The 16,847-nt window shown below is 46.3% G+C and carries 14 protein-coding genes; 12 read left to right on the top strand and 2 right to left on the bottom strand.

What is annotated here, in order from left to right:
• Positions 1 to 48 precede the first annotated feature (48 nt).
• The 11 genes from MKX59_RS02660 to MKX59_RS02710 all read left to right on the top strand — a co-directional run bounded on the left by MKX59_RS02660 (position 49) and on the right by MKX59_RS02710 (position 13,380).
• The gene (locus tag MKX59_RS02660; protein ID WP_013312376.1) at positions 49 to 1,062 is read left to right on the top strand and encodes an LCP family protein; all 1,014 of its coding nucleotides are present in this window, start codon (positions 49 to 51) and stop codon (positions 1,060 to 1,062) included.
• A gap of 150 nt (positions 1,063 to 1,212) precedes the next feature.
• Positions 1,213 to 2,376, top strand: a complete 1,164-nt coding sequence (locus MKX59_RS02665; protein ID WP_023990752.1) for an AI-2E family transporter — start codon at positions 1,213 to 1,215, stop codon at positions 2,374 to 2,376.
• Between the two features lie 104 nt (positions 2,377 to 2,480).
• Entirely contained in the window at positions 2,481 to 3,494 is a 1,014-nt protein-coding gene (locus MKX59_RS02670; protein ID WP_028540726.1) for an LLM class flavin-dependent oxidoreductase, read from the top strand.
• A gap of 237 nt (positions 3,495 to 3,731) precedes the next feature.
• A complete protein-coding gene (locus MKX59_RS02675) occupies positions 3,732 to 4,625 on the top strand; it encodes an ABC transporter ATP-binding protein (RefSeq protein ID WP_023990751.1) in 894 nt (297 codons plus the stop codon).
• Positions 4,626 to 4,637: 12 nt separating this feature from the next.
• Positions 4,638 to 5,441: a hypothetical protein gene (locus MKX59_RS02680; RefSeq protein ID WP_023990750.1), complete on the top strand. Its 804-nt coding sequence runs from the start codon at positions 4,638 to 4,640 to the stop codon at positions 5,439 to 5,441.
• Positions 5,442 to 5,528: 87 nt separating this feature from the next.
• Entirely contained in the window at positions 5,529 to 6,005 is a 477-nt protein-coding gene (locus tag MKX59_RS02685) for a glutathione peroxidase (RefSeq protein ID WP_023990749.1), read from the top strand.
• Positions 6,006 to 6,396: 391 nt separating this feature from the next.
• Positions 6,397 to 7,758, top strand: coding sequence for an FAD-dependent oxidoreductase (locus tag MKX59_RS02690; protein WP_013312369.1), 1,362 nt, complete (start codon positions 6,397 to 6,399; stop codon positions 7,756 to 7,758).
• Positions 7,759 to 8,145: 387 nt separating this feature from the next.
• Positions 8,146 to 8,979 (top strand): formate/nitrite transporter family protein, encoded by an 834-nt coding sequence (locus tag MKX59_RS02695; protein ID WP_023990747.1) that lies wholly within the window; start codon positions 8,146 to 8,148, stop codon positions 8,977 to 8,979.
• Positions 8,980 to 9,351: 372 nt separating this feature from the next.
• A complete protein-coding gene (locus MKX59_RS02700; RefSeq protein WP_340857538.1) occupies positions 9,352 to 11,484 on the top strand; it encodes a molybdopterin-containing oxidoreductase family protein in 2,133 nt (710 codons plus the stop codon).
• 46 nt (positions 11,485 to 11,530) lie between these two features.
• Positions 11,531 to 12,781 carry an MFS transporter gene (locus MKX59_RS02705; RefSeq protein WP_076156455.1) on the top strand — a complete coding sequence of 417 codons (1,251 nt, stop codon included), beginning with the start codon at positions 11,531 to 11,533 and terminating at the stop codon, positions 12,779 to 12,781.
• A 104-nt stretch (positions 12,782 to 12,885) separates the two neighbouring features.
• Positions 12,886 to 13,380 carry a GNAT family N-acetyltransferase gene (locus tag MKX59_RS02710; protein WP_023990744.1) on the top strand — a complete coding sequence of 165 codons (495 nt, stop codon included), beginning with the start codon at positions 12,886 to 12,888 and terminating at the stop codon, positions 13,378 to 13,380.
• 97 nt (positions 13,381 to 13,477) lie between these two features.
• Here the strand turns inward: MKX59_RS02710 and MKX59_RS02715 are convergent, their stop codons facing one another.
• The gene (locus MKX59_RS02715; RefSeq protein WP_028540721.1) at positions 13,478 to 14,026 is read right to left on the bottom strand and encodes a GNAT family N-acetyltransferase; all 549 of its coding nucleotides are present in this window, start codon (positions 14,024 to 14,026) and stop codon (positions 13,478 to 13,480) included.
• 84 nt (positions 14,027 to 14,110) lie between these two features.
• Positions 14,111 to 14,836: a hypothetical protein gene (locus tag MKX59_RS02720; RefSeq protein ID WP_023990742.1), complete on the bottom strand. Its 726-nt coding sequence runs from the start codon at positions 14,834 to 14,836 to the stop codon at positions 14,111 to 14,113.
• 207 nt (positions 14,837 to 15,043) lie between these two features.
• On the opposite strand from MKX59_RS02720, the gene MKX59_RS02725 reads away from it, so the two are divergent.
• Complete coding sequence (locus MKX59_RS02725) at positions 15,044 to 16,723, top strand: glutamine--tRNA ligase/YqeY domain fusion protein (protein WP_053326622.1); 1,680 nt, start codon at positions 15,044 to 15,046, stop codon at positions 16,721 to 16,723.
• Positions 16,724 to 16,847: the final 124 nt, after the last annotated feature.

Below are 16,847 nucleotides of genomic sequence, written 5' to 3' on the forward strand. Positions count from 1 at the left end.
CTTTTAAAAGCCGAACGATGATGAATAAAAGCGAGGTTACCCGAAAATATGCGAAAATTTTTAAAATGGTTAGGCATTTCTGTGACTGCGGCGGTTCTTTTAGTGGGCGGATATTATACGTATTCTATATATCATTTTACGAATCAAATTTCGGTTGCTTCGGGACAGGATTCGAAATTCAAACCGCAGGCACAAACTCAAACCAATGTACAACCAGTAGAGGTATCGCTCCCACCAGAATGGGATGGGACAGAAAGAGTGAATATTCTGCTGCTAGGCGGTGACTCCCGTGGAGAGGATTCAGGGCGTTCTGACTCCGTTATGGTTGCTTCTATTGATCCGGTTACGAAAAAGGCTACACTTATGTCGATTCTTCGTGATACGTACGTCAATATCCCAGGTCATGGGCAAAGTCGATTGAATGCTGCTTTTTCCTACGGTGGACCGGATTTGACCAGACAGACCGTGAGCGACCTGTTGGGGATACCGATTCAATATTATGTATATACTGATTTTAATGGCTTTATTGCGTTGGTTGATTCTGTGGGTGGTATTGACCTGGATGTCGAAAAAGATATGCACTATACCTCCAAGGCAGATAAACACCAGTTTGATATTGATTTGAAAAAGGGAATGCAGCACATGGACGGTAAAACAGCCTTGCAATATGTACGCTTCCGTCATGATGCGACTTCCGATTTTACGCGTACGGAGCGGCAACGCAAATTCATTACCGAGCTTGGCGGTAAAATTCAGTCAACCTCATCTCTAATCAAACTGCCAAGTATTTTAAATAGCATTTCTCCTTATATTGAAACGAATCTCAGTACTACGGAAATGCTGCAATTGGCTTCATTGGGCTTTAATATCGATGCAACAACAGTAGCGAAGCAGCAAATCCCACCAAATGAATTGGTACGCGGGGAAACCATTAAGGGTGCGCAGGTGTTGGGTGTGGACGAAAGAAAGCTCAAGCGCTTCATACAGAATCTTTTTGAACAGGAGAACAAACCTGTGACCACGACGGTGGATGCTGCAACCACGATAAATGATACTCCATAACCCTCGAAAGCAAGCGAAGTTCGTACGATGACGTACAACTTTGTTTGCTTTTGTGTGTATTTGGGTATAACCTTGTATATTTTGTTCCAAAAATATATCGTATCTATGAAGAACGTATACTCAATTGTGTAAAGAGAAGGGGAATGTGGTGTGGAAATAACTCCGGCATGGAAAGACCGATTCAAGAAGTTTTTTCTGAACAACAAGTTTGTGTTATTCCTGCTGGTACTGCTGCTGATCGGCTTGAATATCTTGGTGCTTACCAAAATTTCATACATATTCACACCTGTCATGGTGCTGCTGAAAACGATAATTCTCCCTGTCATTTTATCCGGCGTCTTGTACTATCTGTTCAATCCGTTGGTTGATGTACTGGAGCGTAATAAGGTGAAACGAATATACTCCATTATTGTACTGTTTTTGCTCATTATAGGGGTTATTGCGATTGTGGTTACATCGGTGGTACCTGTAATCCGCGATCAAATACAGGGGCTCATCCAAAATTTCCCTGCCTATAGCGAGCAAGTACAACGACAATTCGAGAAACTGATCGGCAGCGATTTTGTAAACCAGTTCCAGAACACCATTCAAATTAATCCATCTGAGCTGGCCTCCAAAGCTTCTGAAAAGTTATCTAGCTTTATTAATAATGCATGGACGGGCGTGGGCAGCTTCTTGGGCGTGGTTACAGAAACGGTACTTGCGATTGCCACGGTTCCATTTATTCTGTTCTACTTGCTAAAAGATGGACACAAGCTGCCACAGTTTATCCTGAAAATGCTCCCGCCTATGTTTCGTAAAGAAACAGATCGCATTATGACTGAAATGAACCATCAGGTCAGTTCCTATATTCGTGGGCAGATTATTGTCAGCTTCTGTATTGGGGCGCTGTTGTATATTGGTTATCTAATCATTGGATTAGACTACTCTCTGACGCTTGCAGTCATTGCATCCTTTACGAGCGTTGTCCCCTACTTAGGTCCCGTTATTGCCATTACACCTGCGTTAATTGTAGCCTTGGTCACCTCACCGATTATGCTGCTCAAGATGGTTATCGTATGGACAGTCGTACAGCTCATTGAGGGTAAATTTATTTCTCCACAAATTATGGGCAAATCTCTTCGAGTACATCCGATCACGATTATCTTCGTTATTCTGACGGCAGGCAATTTGTTTGGTGTGGTGGGAATTGTACTGGCGGTTCCGGGATATGCTGTCTTGAAAGTAATTGTTACACATCTGTACAGTTTCTTTAAAAAGCGTTCGCATCTCTATGAGGCGGATAAAGAGAACGCAAGTCTTTACGAGAAATAAAATTTTCCACTATAAAATTGATATGGCCCCCTCTTGGGTAACTGTGGCTACGCGTGCTATAATTAATGCCTATCCTTATTCCAAAATAGAAAGGTCAGACTTTTATGATAAAACTCAGCATTCTTGACCAATCTCCGGTATCGGAAGGCATGACGCATGCGCAGGCATTACAAAAGACCGCTGAGCTTGCTATAGAGGCGGAACGCTTGGGTTATCATCGCTTTTGGGTATCAGAGCATCATTCTGCCGCAAATCTTGCAGGGTCCAGTCCGGAGGTACTGATTTCACATCTGGCCGCCCGGACTTCAACCATTCGAGTGGGGTCGGGTGGTGTGATGCTGCCTCATTACAGCGCTTATAAAGTAGCGGAAAACTTTCGTGTGCTGGAGGGGTTGTATCCGGGACGCATTGATCTGGGTCTGGGACGAGCGCCTGGAGGAATGCCCATTGCTACCAGAGCTCTGCAAGAAGGCAAAATGCGAGGTGGCGTAGATCTATACCCTGAGCAGTTGGATGACCTGTTAGCTTATTTACATGACAGCACAGGCAATGATCACCGTTTCGGTTCGCTACAGGCGATGCCGCTCATAGAAACTGTACCGGAAATGTGGTTGCTCGGCTCCAGCGGTGATAGCGCAGGTCTGGCAGCCGAGCGTGGCGTGGGCTTTGCGTTTGCGCAGTTCATTAACGGTGAAGGTGGCACAGGGGCTATGAAGGAATACCAGGAAAGCTTCCAGCCTTCCCAGCATAGTGACCAACCGCGTTCGCTTGTTGCCGTATTTGCGATCTGTGCGGACACCGAAGAGGAGGCGAATCGGTTGGCTTCCAGTATGGACTTGTCTCTTGTACTATTAGAGCAGGGAATGCGCTCCGCTGGAACACCTTCCGTCGAAAAGGCACTGGCGTATCCGTATACGCCGTTTGACCGGATGCGTATTCGTGAGAATCGCAAACGTATGGTGGTCGGTTCGCCCGAACAGGTGAAGCGTCAGATTGAGCAATTAAGTAAGGACTATAATGCACAGGAGATCATGGTTGCGAGCATTATTCACGACTTTGATGCCAAAATGAAATCTATACGTCTCATGGCTGAAGCATTTGGACTGTCTTCTGTATAGTCATAATGCGATTCGCCGGATTTAAAAGATCACAGCTTCGAGGAGCTGTGATCTTTTTTTGAATTTTTTGAGGGAATATTGGATGATATGCACTGTATGATATAGGAAATAAACCAGTTAACACTTGATAATGATTATCAATATCTTTATTATATAAAGATAGAATGAAGTTTTGATGAAAGTCGTGCGTTAAGCCCGTGACTATATATATTGGATAAGGGAAAGGGATGATTCCAAATGTTTCGTCTGAAAACGGCAAATCTGGATATTGCTTATGAAGATCGATTGATTGTAGAAGATCTGAACGTAGAAATACCGCAAGGGAAAATCACAGCCTTGGTGGGCGCAAATGGTTCTGGCAAGTCCACCATTCTGAAGACGATGGCTCGCATCATGAATCCTAAGGGCGGCAGTGTTCTGCTTGACGGTAAATCCATTCATAAGCAATCCACCCGGGAAGTAGCTAAACAGCTGGCTATTTTGCCACAAAATCCGACTGCACCGGAAGGATTAACCGTGACGGAACTGGTATCTTACGGACGTTTTCCCTATCAAAAAGGCTTTGGCTCCATGAAAGCGGAAGATCGCAAAATGGTAGAGTGGGCCATTCAAGTAACGGGAATGAGCGAGTTCCACGATCGTCCGATTGATCAGCTTTCTGGCGGTCAGCGTCAGCGTGCTTGGATTGCTATGGCGCTTGCGCAGGATACGGATATTTTGTTTCTGGATGAGCCGACGACATTTTTAGATATGGCGCATCAACTGGAAGTGCTGCATTTGCTAGAGTATCTGAATACTTCGGCGGAGCGCACCATTGTTATGGTCGTACATGATTTGAACCATGCGGCCCGGTATGCTCAGCATATGATTGCGATCAAAAAAGGGAAGGCCGAGGCGGTAGGAACTCCAACTGAGGTTATGTCTCCTGATGTGCTGCGCGAGGTGTTCGGGATTGAGGCGGATATTGTAACAGATCCTCGTACGGGTGTACCGCTCTGTCTTCCATATGCTTTGGCTGGACAGCCAGCGGTAAGCCAAGCAGTAAAGGAAATGAATGTGGAAGAGAAGCAACCCGTGGGTTCTGTTGCCGAGCGACGTGATGCCAGACCACAAGTAGCGGCAAGAGGTTAAAGGGGACATACCATGAGACCACTGGATTACAATCAGCTTGAGCAATTAGCGAAAATAGTGAGAGTCACGCCGGAGGATGCAGTATATTCCGGCCCAGTGGCCGAATGGCTTGAACCAGAGAAAATCCGCTCTGTGATGGAGTATTACGGCGATCTTCTGCGTGCTGAAGACGATTTAACCGCAGCCGTTTATTTTGTGAACCAGTTGCGTGGTCTCGTGTTTGCACAGCATTTTATGGTGTCACTGTGTGAACGCCGTTTGGATCTGTCCGTTTCTAATCTCAGATTTCATATTTGTTATGAAGGTCAATATCCCTCTATTAGCCTCCAGGTCATCGACCTAACAGAGCTGGACAATACGCGGAACAATGGGGATGACCATTCTTCCGAACAGGCTCAGCAAGTGTTACGTGACTTTTACAGTTTGCAGATGCGGCCCATATTGGAGGCAATAGCTGCAGTGGGGAGCGCATCTATTGGGCAAATGTGGGGACAGTTTCCGTTGACATTGCTGTATTTTAAGGATAGAGTACAGCCATCGTTGACTGATCCTCAGGATGTGGAGCGCTTTGAACAAGATTATATGTATGTGACACGTGAGCTGGAGGGAGAGGTATTCGGGCGTAAAAGAAATCCGTTTACGGTTCGTCTCATTGAATTAGACAATCCTTACCGCCCCGGTGAAAATACCTACATGAAACCGTCCTGTTGCCAATATTACAAGACAGGTGGAGGCCAGCGGTATTGTTATGCTTGCCCAAAAATGTCCGCTTCCGAACGCGAAGAACGCAGACTCGAAGTGATGGCATCACGGTAAAGTCACTGTGGATGTTGGCATGTCCGTCACGTTTTGGTTAAAATAGGTTATGTAACCTAAACCAAGCGACACGAAGGAGGATGCTGTATGTCTGTCTATTCACATAATGCCGTAACACCAGCGAATCAGGAGGTTTCTCTGGATACTTACACCGGTAAGGTTCTGGTTATTGCGAATACCGCCAGTAAATGTGGACTTACCCCGCAATATGGGGATTTGCAAAAGCTTTATGACGAATATAAGGATCGGGGATTAGTTGTATTAGGATTTCCTTGCAACCAATTTGGCGGTCAGGAGCCGGGCAGCAGCGAGGAAGCGGCTGAATTTTGCCAATTGAATTATGGGGTTAGTTTCCCGATATTCGCCAAAGTGGACGTCAACGGACCGGATACAGCGCCTTTGTTTGAATATTTAAAAAAGCAACAACCTGGAGAACAGGAAGATGGGACAATTCAGTGGAATTTCACGAAATTCATTGTGAATCGTGAAGGTGTACCTGTGGGTCGTTTTGAACCGAAGGAGTCACCAGAAGCGATGAAAGCAGCTATTGAGCAATTGCTATAGTAGCTTCGCTTTAATTCCAACGTATATGTTTAAAAAGGGTCTGATTTCCGGAATGTCTCCGGGAAACGGACCTTTTTTGTTCTCTACATATGCATTTGTCTAAGGTGTGTTGCATCATGTGAAGGTAGGTTCCAAGGGCATAATCAGGAGGCTTACAGGGAAAACTGGATGGAGCAAAGAAACATTTCAGCAAACGACTGAACTCGTATATCCTTTCTTTTTTAAATGTGGACAAATTGTGAATATCTTAAAAAGCTATTGTAATGTGAAAAATATCACACTATAATAAGCGCATGAAGTGAAATAAATCACAAACGCAAACGAGCTGTTTACGTGAAACTATTCACAATTATTATACATTTTATGCCCACACACCAAGGAGGAATTTAACATGAAAGTAGCAGTTATCGGATGTACACACGCAGGCACGGCAGCTATCGTCAATACAGCTAAATGTTATCCAGATGCCGAAATTACCGTTTATGAGCGTAATGATAATATTTCATTCTTATCTTGTGGTATTGCTCTGTACGTAGGTGGTGTCGTCAAAGATCCGCACGGACTGTTTTATTCGTCTCCAGATCAACTGGCTGACTTGGGTGTAGAGACCAAGATGCTTCATGAGGTAACGAGTGTGGATACGGCAGGCAAGACGCTGCATGCACGTAATCTCCAAACAGGTGAAGAATTTACAGACACATTTGATAAATTAATTGTGACTACAGGATCATGGCCCATTATTCCGAAGCTGGAAGGCATTGAACTTGATCATATTTTGCTCTGTAAAAACTATAATCATTCGAATGATATCATTGAGAAAGCCCAGCACGTACAGAACATTACAGTCGTCGGAGCAGGATACATTGGTGTTGAACTGGTAGAAGCGTTCCAAATGAACGGTAAAAATGTAACATTGATCGACAGTGCTGATCGTATATTGAATAAGTATTTGGACCATGAGTATACAGACCGGATTGAAAGTTCCCTGAAGGAACATGGTATTAAGCTGGTACTTGGCGAGACGGTGAGTCGTTTTGAGGGTACGAACGGTAAGGTAAGTAAAGTCGTGACCTCTAAAGGAGAATATGAAACAGAGCTTGTTATTCTCTGCATCGGTTTCCGACCTCAAACGGATCTGCTCAAAGGTCAGGTAGATATGTTGCCTAACGGTGCGATCATTGTGGATAACTATATGCAAAGTAGCTGCCCGGATGTGTTTGCAGCAGGTGACAGTTGTGCAATCCGCTATAATCCGACAGGCAAAACGGCTTATATCCCTTTGGCAACCAACGCAGTTCGTATGGGTACGCTGGTAGCACGTAATCTGGTACAACCAACCATTGCCTACATGGGAACCCAAGGAACTTCGGGTATCAAAATTTACGAAGACAATATTGCAGGAACAGGCATGACGGAAGCGGCGGCAACGGACGAAGGCATGACTGTAGAAGCTGTAACCATTGAGGACAGCTACCGGCCTGAATTTATGCCAACCTCCGAAAAGGTATTACTGAAAGTGGTATATGAGCAGGAGACACGGAGAATTTTGGGGGCACAAATTATGTCGAAGGTGGATTTGACGCAATCCATTAACACGCTATCCGTAGCCATTCAAAATCATATGACCATTGACCAGTTGGCCTTTGTCGATTTCTTCTTCCAGCCACATTATAACAAGCCTTGGAATTTCCTGAACGCAGCAGGTTTACAAGCATTGCCTACAATATCCGAACGGAACCCAGTTACTGTATAATTCGGTTTGTCTGTGACATTGTTCATAAGTTTGTCAACAATCTGAGACGTATGGACGAATCCTTATAGTACAATATAGAGTAGCATAAGGATTAGGGGGTAAGTAGCTTATGGATTTGTTTTATATCCTTTTTCTTGTAGTCGTGGCGCTGGTAGGCCTCGGTGGAGTTATTTGGTTCTTGAGAGCAGTTGAAAAGGAAGAATATAACTAAATGTAAAGTGCGTAGTAGCGCAGTAGATGTAATAATACAGAAAAGACAGTCCTTTTTCCAAGGGCTGTTTTTTAATGTTCGATAAAGTGATTTTTTTCACAAACATAATCACTGATTTTAAATAAAATATGAAAGAAGAACATTTTAGTGAAAAGATATTAAAGGAGCGGGGACATATGGCGAGCTATAAACCGGGGCAAATTGCCGAAAAGACGGTGGAAACAGGAGTGGCCAAGGCGAACAACCCGTGGACTGTGGCGGTGGTACTGGGATTTTTGGCAGGTGCATTTATTGCACTCGGGTTTTTGCTGGATATACGTGTTATTGCAAGTGCGCCTAAAGAATGGGGAAGCATTGCCACCTTTATTGGAGCTGCGGTGTTCCCTGTAGGTCTGGTATTAGTTTTGATCGCCGGCGGAGAATTGCTGACCGGCAATATGATGGCGGTTCCTTTGGCGAGATGGGCAGGACGGATTAAGACAGGGGCCATGCTTCGTAATTTGGCGATTATTACGCTCAGTAATTTTGCGGGTGCGTTATTCGTTGCTTTTTTCTTTGGCCATGTGCTGGGTTTGACAGAAACGGGTCCTTACCTGGACAAAGTGGTGGATATGGCAGGACATAAGCTACATGAAAGCTTTTTGCAGTCTTTTATATCGGGTATAGGATGTAACTGGCTCGTAGCACTGGCTGTATGGCTGGCTTATAGCACAGACTCAATTGGCGGCAAAATTATGGGGATTTGGTTCCCGACCATGGCCTTTGTCGCTATTGGATTTCAGCACGTTGTTGCCAATATGTTTCTCATTCCGGCGGCTATTTTTGCAGGCCACTTTTCATGGGCAGATTATGTTATGAACTTCATTCCGGTCTGGCTGGGGAATTTGGTAGGAGGTAGCCTGTTTGTGGCTGGAGCCTACTGGTTGGCCTATTTAAAAAAGCCTCAAGCCAACGCACATCCAGTGAATGAATCTCCAACCACTTCTTCGGTTGCACATCAAATCCGTTGAGTGATCCTGCTTAATTACGGCACTTTAGACAGCAATGAACAAAGCAAATCCGCCATGACAGGCCCGGGGGAACGAAACCTGTCATGGCGGATTTTTTTGGGAGTGGTCCATGATTTGGCATGGAGGATGAGTGTGCTCTCGTCCCATAATGCCTTGATCTCTTTTACCCTCGGTAAGATATGATGAAACAGGATGTCGAAAAAAATATGATTCTTAAAAAAATCCGTTTTGCTGTATGCAGCAGACGGATTTTTTTAATATTTTGGAGAGCGGCTGTGTGGGAAAATCCTACTCTTGCCATAGGCCAAAGCTGTGGATATGATAAGATCAGTGTAATTTTTGGAAACGGTAACGGAAAGGAGCATCAACACTATGGATCATCGCAATAGCGCGCCTCCTGAGGCCACGCTTCAACAAGACTTACAAAGGGGACAGCGGATGACGGAGCAGCAGGACGGTATTTTTCCGGCTGTATGCCCGTTAGATTGCCCGGATACGTGTGGGCTCCTGCTTCACAAGGAAAATGGAAAGATAGTCAAGGTGACTGGGAACCCGGATCATCCTATTACCAAAGGGGCTATTTGTAACAAAGTTCGCAATATGACGGAGCGGGTATATGATCCTGATCGGGTGCTCTATCCGTTGAAACGTATAGGCCCCAAAGGAGAAGGAAAGTTTGAACGAATTAGCTGGGAGGAAGCGGTCGATACCATTACAGGTCGGTTCAAGGAGCTGATACGTACGGACGGATCGGAATCTATTCTCCCCTACAGCTTTTATGGCAATATGGGCGTATTGAGTGTGGATGGAATGGATCGCCGATTTTTTAATGCGCTGGGTTCAAGCCAACTGGATCAGACGATTTGCAGCGTGGCAGGGAATGAAGGCTGGGCATCCGTTATGGGCTTTAAGGGCGGCACCAGCCCGGAAGACACGGAGGATGCAGACCTCATTATTGTGTGGGGTGGCAATGTCATTAGCACCAACATGCATCAGGTCGTTTTGGCTGAGAAAGCACGTAAAAAGGGTGCTAAGGTGGTCGTTATTGACGTTCATCGCAACCGGACGGCGCAATGGGCGGATTGGTTCATTCCGTTATATCCGGGGACGGATACGGCGCTCGCGCTGGGTGTTATGAATGTGCTGTTCGCTCAGGGACTGACGGACGACGAATTTTTACATCGCTACACGGTAGGCCATGAGGAACTGCGCGAGCATGTTAAGACATATACACCAGAGCGAGTTTCGCGGATTACCGGCGTGCCGGAAGCAAATATTATCCGTTTAGCGGAAATGTACGGAACTGCGCGAGCAGCGTATATCAATATCGGCAATGGGCTTCAGCATCATGATAATGGCGGTATGAACGTACGTGCAGTTACATGTTTGCCTGCGCTCACTGGACAATGGCTAAAGCACGGCGGGGGAGCGTCACGCTCTAATGGCGCTTATGGCAAATTTAACGGCGCCAATCTGGCGCGTCCTGATCTGCGACAGAACCCGGATGCCCGGGTGATCAACATGAACCGGATCGGAGAAGCGCTGCTACAGAAGGAACAGCCGATTAAGGCGTTATTTGTATACTGTAGTAACCCGGTAGTTGTAGCTCCCGATTCGGAACGGGTGACTGAAGGATTTGAACGAGAGGATTTGTTCACAGTCGTACATGACCTGTTTCTTACGGATACGGCCCGTTATGCCGATATTGTGCTGCCTGCAGCGTCTTCCTTTGAAGGTACGGACCTATATAAATCCTACTGGCATCACTATGTCCAGATGCAGGAACCCGTCATTGCTCCACTCGGGGAAAGCAAAAGCAATTATGAGCTGTTTAGCCTGCTCGGACGGGCTATGGGCTTTGACGAAGCTGCCTTTACGGAAAGTGAAGCGGACATGATCGCAGGCGCGCTGGATAATCCAACGAACCCTTATCTCAACGGTGTAACCTTGGAAGCCTTAAAGAAGTCACCTTTTGTAAAGCTCGATATGTCGCCAAAGGCTACTTATTTGGATCGTCTAACCACGCCTTCAGGCAAGATTGAGCTATATTCGGAAAAAATGAAACAAGCAGGTCTGCCCGCGATGCCTTCATATGTGCCGCTGATTGAAGGGTATGATGGAGAGCATCGACCGCAAGCGGACGAGCGGTTTCCATTAATGTTTATTTCACCGCCAAACCATAATTTTCTGAATTCTACTTTCGCTAACTTGCCCAAGCATCAGCGGCTAGAGCGGGAGCCCTTGCTACAAATTCACCCGGAGGATGCTCAGACAAGAGGCATCGCGGATGGGGAACCGGTTACCGTATGGAATGATCGGGGGACGTATGAGCTGAAAGCCAAAGTCACCGATCTGATGCTGCCCGGTACAGTGATTAGCCAGGGATTATGGTGGGAAGGCAAAGGACGCAGACAGCGTGCCAATGTGTTAACCTCTGATCGGCTGTCGGATATGGGACAGGGGGCTACTTTCTTCTCAACGGTGGTGAATGTGAAGCACCAATGAGATAATGCCATTTATGGCGTCAGATGCAAAAGGAGAAACAAAAGATATGAAATGGTTGGAGTCTTATCCGAAAGAAGTGAAAGTGTTTCTCATTGCTAGCCTGATTAATTCCGCTGGAAGTTCATTGATGTGGCCGTTGGTCAGCATGTATGTGTTTGACGAACTGAACCGTAGTATGGGAGATGCAGGGATTGCGATTTTAGTGCAGTCTCTGGGCGGAATTTTTGGTCAAGTGCTGGGCGGAGCCCTCTATCATCGTATTGGAGCCAAAAAATTGATTGTTGGCTCACTGGCGATGAACGCGCTGGGACTTCTCACGCTTCCATTTACCAGTGGTCATTGGGTAGCGTTTGTCATCATGATGGGCTTTATAGGCTTTTTTAATGTCGTATCTGTGCCTGCGATTCAGGCCTTTGTAGGTTTTCGTTTCGCTGACCGTCGTGGAGAGCTGTTTAATATTATTTATGTCGCTAACAATATTGGGGTTGCAGTGGGTACGGGATTGAGTGGCGTTCTGGCTGACCTTTCCTATCAGCTCAGCTTTGTGATGAACGGGGTGACTTCTGCGGTATTTGCCGGGTTCTTCTGGTCTTATCTAAGCAGGGTAGATCGGGAAGAGGGAGAAGTACAGCTTAGCAAGTCCGTGAAGAAAAGAGAGGAAATACCAGCTCGTTTGCTGTTTCGTGATACCAGATTGTATCTCTTTGTGGGGGTAGGCTCGCTTTTTTTATGGTTCGGCAATTCGATCTGGAATACAGGAGTGTCTCCCCATATTATTGAGCAGGGCTTGCCTAAAACGATGTATGGGTTACTATGGACGCTGAATGGTATCCTTATTTTTGCCGCACAACCCATTATTTTTTGGATAAAACGACTGTACGCTCATCACGCTTCAGCGCAAATGACATGGGCCGGAGGATTTTATTTGGCGGCTTATATTGTCATGCTGGGCACACAGAACTATACTGGAATGATATTCGCTATGGTTCTGGCGACCCTGGGAGAAATGCTGATTGCACCTGCGGTTCCAGCATTCCTGTCTGATCATGGAGGTCGGGGTGCACCCTTTTACATTGGGCTTGTGGGGGGGATTGGCGCAGCCGGACGGGTAATGGGGCCTTATATTATGGGGAAGTTGTATGATGGCGGTGGGTTACCGCCTACACTTTGGCTGGCATCAGGCGTAGCGGTGTTGTCGATCCTGTTTTTCGTCCTGCATAGCTGGTTGAACCGTTTCCGGCATCATTCGGATACTTTGGATACTACGACACCCAAGGTAGATACTCCCAGTTCTTAAGTCCTAATAAAAGTGCAGTAATATGCTGTAATTATGGTACAATAAGTGACGAATGGTTGTAGTTATTGCTTCAGGAAAGCCTTCACAGGAAGGATTGAAAGGAATTGTTTACAAGTCAACCTTTGACAATACGTCATTCGGAGATGAAGGATGCTCCTGATCTGATTGCGCTGGATGAATTGGTATGGAATGAACGCACGGCTCCCGCTTCGCTGTCCTGGAAGTCGCGCGGAGAGTTTCTGCGCAATACGCCTCCAGGCTCTCAACTGGTCGCCATCGAACAGGAAGTACTCTGCGGGTATATTGGATTTCGTTCTCCAACGCTGTTGGCTAGTAATTGTCATGTACTCGAAATAAATATAGCTGTACATCCAGCTTATCATCGTAAAGGTATTGGGACGGCGCTCATGAACTCCATGAAGGACATTGCAGCTGCCGAGGGCATACGCAAGTTGAGTTTGCGTGTACTCTCATGCAACACGGAAGCCCTTATGTTTTATGAAAAAAGCGGTTTCGCGATTGAAGGACGTTTGCATGAGGAGTTTTACATAGCAGGCCAATTCGTGGATGATGTGTTAATGGCCTATTTCTTAAAATAGGCGGGAGGCTACAGACAGTAATATTCAGTTTTATGCCCGGCCTAAACAAACAACGCCGCAGACCTGATCAGGTCTGCGGCGTTGTTGTACATCAATATTACCGAAGTTGCTTCCATTCATTTTGAAGCATACCATACACTGCGTGGTTCATGTAGCCGTCGGGCAGCAATTCCGCTTCGCGTACAATGCCTTCGAGCACAAAGCCCAAACGTTCCGGAATACCGCGGCTACGGCGGTTCGTAGTTGCACAACGGATTTCGACCCGATGCAAGTCCAGCTCCATCAAAGCATATTCAACGAATACGCGGCAGGCGCTGGTCATAAGACCTTGTCCTTCGTATCCATGTCCAAGCCAGTATCCGATGCTAACCGAACGGTGAGTCCAATTGATCTCATGGTAGCTGATGATGCCAGCAAGCTCGTTGTCTATCCAAATTCCGGCGGTCAGGCTACCGTTCTCTGCGGCTTGTTTCAAGGCGCCCTGTACGAACTGCTCTGTGTGGCTGATTTCCGTGGTGGAGTCTACCCATGGAAGCCATTGACGCAGGCGGTCACGGGACATTTCGATCAGCTCAAACAGAGGCTGCACATGCTCCTTGGTGAGCGGCCGAAGGACTGTGCGTTCGTCCAACGCATATGTAAACATGATTGATCCCCTCTTTCACTCGGAAAATCGCTAAACCAGCCAGTCTAGCATTTAATCCCATGCTACCTTATTCTGCGAGAGTCGTCAAAAGGGAGAGGAAGCTTCAAATTCTATAGGTCCCACCCGGAACCGTTCATGCTCGTATACATATTTCAAATCCAAATCCCCTACAAATTCGGTCGGGGATACACTGCCAGATACAGTGGCTTGCAGAGGGAGCTGTTCGGCATCATACATTACGACGGAGTTAAAATCGAGATGTTTTGTAAATTGCACTGGATCATCGTAAAATACTGATGCTTTAGGGTCCATCGTCTGTGTAGCACCGTCAATCGTGACAGTAATATGCACCTGGCGGTTGTGGTCACGTAGCTCCACTGAGCTGTGTACGCGCTGGGACACAGCATATGCTGCCGATTCGACCGCATATTCTTCCATCGTCTGTGCGTTAATAATATGCAGCTCCTGCAATTCGACACCCGTTCCCGAGGCGCGTGTGATGATCACGACGGCTTCACGGACACCATCCTCGTTTACATCCCTGTAATATAATTGTGGTGCGGTGGAGATATCTGCCGAGCCCGACCAGCGGAATGTGCGACGCTGCTGGCCGATTTCCAGTACAGCTGAATGGAATAGTCCCTGTGACGGATTCACGGCATATAAATGGACGGAGGGGTCTTCTGGAGCGCTGGCTAGCGGACGAGATTGTACGGTTTCGTTCACCGGGTCCGATGAAGGATGACCGGAAGTCATGACGGAAGAGGACAAAAGCATAGACAGCAGGATCACAATGAGCAGCTTAAACACGGGTGGGTCTCCTTTTCCGGACAAAATAAAAGATATATACACTATAACGAATTTATTTGCCGAAAATGTTAACTCTTTTTCATAACTTGTCACTTTTTTTGCTGAAGAGAGCATAAGGATTTTCATTTTATTGAGTTATGCGGTGTGAAAGGGTATATTTAAGGGAACAGGTTTTACACAGATTATACGGAAGAAAGGTTGATTAGCGTGGAGAAGCCGATCACTCCCCCCAATTTTATTAAAAATGTTATTGAAGAGGATCTACGTACGGGTAAGGTAAAGGAGGTTGTTACACGATTTCCGCCTGAACCAAACGGATATTTGCATATTGGACATGCCAAAGCTATCTGGATCAACTTCTCGTTAGGAGATGAATTCGGAGGACGCACAAATCTGCGTTTTGACGACACCAATCCGGCGAAGGAAGACACGGAATACGTGAACTCCATTCAAGAGGACGTGAAGTGGCTCGGTTATGAATGGGAGGAAAAACATTTTGCCTCCAATTATTTTGAAGAAATGTACAAGCGTGCCATCCTGCTGATCCAAAAGGGTAAAGCCTACGTGGATGACCAAAGCGCGGACCAAATCCGCGAAACTCGTGGCACACTGACCGAACCGGGGCAAAATAGCCCTTATCGGGATCGAAGTGTTGAAGACAATCTGAAGCTGTTTGAAGAGATGCGTGCAGGCAAATACCAAAATGGTGAAAAGGTGCTGCGTGCCAAAATTGATATGGCTTCAGGAAACATTAATTTACGTGATCCGGTTATTTACCGCATTTCACACACAGCACATCATAATACAGGCGACACATGGTGCATCTATCCAATGTACTCCTATGCTCATCCGCTGGAAGATGCGATTGAGGGAGTAACGCACTCGCTCTGTTCGCTGGAGTTCGAAGATCAGCGCCCGCTGTACGATTGGGTTGTAGCTGAATGCGAGATGGAAAAGGTACCGCATCAATACGAATTTGGACGGCTGAACCTGGCTCAAACCGTAACCAGCAAACGTAAGCTCAAGCTTCTGGTGGATGAAAAGCATGTAGATGGTTGGGATGATCCGCGTATGCCGACGATATCCGGTTTACGTCGTCGCGGCTATACGCCGGAGGCCATCCGCAGCTTCGTATATGAGACAGGCATTTCCAAAGCCTACGGAGTCATCGATTTGCAGGTACTGGAGCATTTTGTACGTGAGGATTTGAAGCTTAAGGCACCTCGCACCATGGCAGTCATAGATCCGTTGAAGGTGGTTATCACAAACTATCCTGAAGGACAAGTTGAAATGCTGGAGGCGGAAAATAATACTGAAAATCCGGAACTCGGTACACGTCAAATTCCGTTTTCCCGTGAAATTTATATTGAGCGTGAGGACTTCATGGAAAATCCGCCGAGCAAGTACTTCCGTTTGTTCCCTGGTAATGAAGTACGTCTCAAACATGCTTACTTCATTAAATGCAACGATGTGATTAAGGATGCGGACGGAAATGTAACGGAGATTCATTGTACCTATGATGTAGAGACCAAGAGCGGATCAGGCTTTACTGGACGTAAAGTGAAAGGAACGATCCACTGGGTAGAGGCTACTCAGGCTGTACCTGCCGAATTCCGTTTGTATGAGCCTTTGATTAACGCAGAGGACACGGAAGAGATTGAAGAGGATGCATCGGAAAAAACATTCCTTGACCAATTGAATCCGAACTCTTTGGAAATTGCTCATGGCTATGTCGAGCCGAACATGAAAGAAGCTCAATCGCAGGACAAGTTCCAATTTTTCCGTCATGGTTATTTCAGTGTCGATCCGAAGCTTTCCAAGCCGGGTGAGCCTGTATTTAACCGTGTTGTATTGTTGAAAAGCTCTTTCCAATTGCCTAAGCAATAGGTTGTTGGAAAGTGTGGGAGAGATGGTAGCTTCGTGCGACCAAGTTGAAAAGGAGTCTGCCGTCGGCAGACTCCTTTATTTTACGCATGCACGCTCTTTATACATGATCATTGACTTGACGATA

It is taken from the genome of Paenibacillus sp. FSL R7-0340 (genome assembly GCF_038002205.1).
Classification (GTDB): domain Bacteria; phylum Bacillota; class Bacilli; order Paenibacillales; family Paenibacillaceae; genus Paenibacillus; species Paenibacillus polymyxa_B.

What these genes read in the sequence shown, in the direction of transcription:
- MKX59_RS02675 (WP_023990751.1), top strand. Translation starts at nt 3,732, where the DNA reads ATGTTTCGTCTGAAAACGGCAAATCTGGATATTGCTTATGAAGATCGA.
- MKX59_RS02680 (WP_023990750.1), top strand. Translation starts at nt 4,638, where the DNA reads ATGAGACCACTGGATTACAATCAGCTTGAGCAATTAGCGAAAATAGTG.
- MKX59_RS02660 (WP_013312376.1), top strand. Translation starts at nt 49, where the DNA reads ATGCGAAAATTTTTAAAATGGTTAGGCATTTCTGTGACTGCGGCGGTT.
- MKX59_RS02690 (WP_013312369.1), top strand. Translation starts at nt 6,397, where the DNA reads ATGAAAGTAGCAGTTATCGGATGTACACACGCAGGCACGGCAGCTATC.
- MKX59_RS02700 (WP_340857538.1), top strand. Translation starts at nt 9,352, where the DNA reads ATGGATCATCGCAATAGCGCGCCTCCTGAGGCCACGCTTCAACAAGAC.
- MKX59_RS02685 (WP_023990749.1), top strand. Translation starts at nt 5,529, where the DNA reads ATGTCTGTCTATTCACATAATGCCGTAACACCAGCGAATCAGGAGGTT.
- MKX59_RS02715 (WP_028540721.1), bottom strand. Translation starts at nt 14,026, where the DNA reads ATGTTTACATATGCGTTGGACGAACGCACAGTCCTTCGGCCGCTCACC.
- MKX59_RS02670 (WP_028540726.1), top strand. Translation starts at nt 2,481, where the DNA reads ATGATAAAACTCAGCATTCTTGACCAATCTCCGGTATCGGAAGGCATG.
- MKX59_RS02705 (WP_076156455.1), top strand. Translation starts at nt 11,531, where the DNA reads ATGAAATGGTTGGAGTCTTATCCGAAAGAAGTGAAAGTGTTTCTCATT.
- MKX59_RS02695 (WP_023990747.1), top strand. Translation starts at nt 8,146, where the DNA reads ATGGCGAGCTATAAACCGGGGCAAATTGCCGAAAAGACGGTGGAAACA.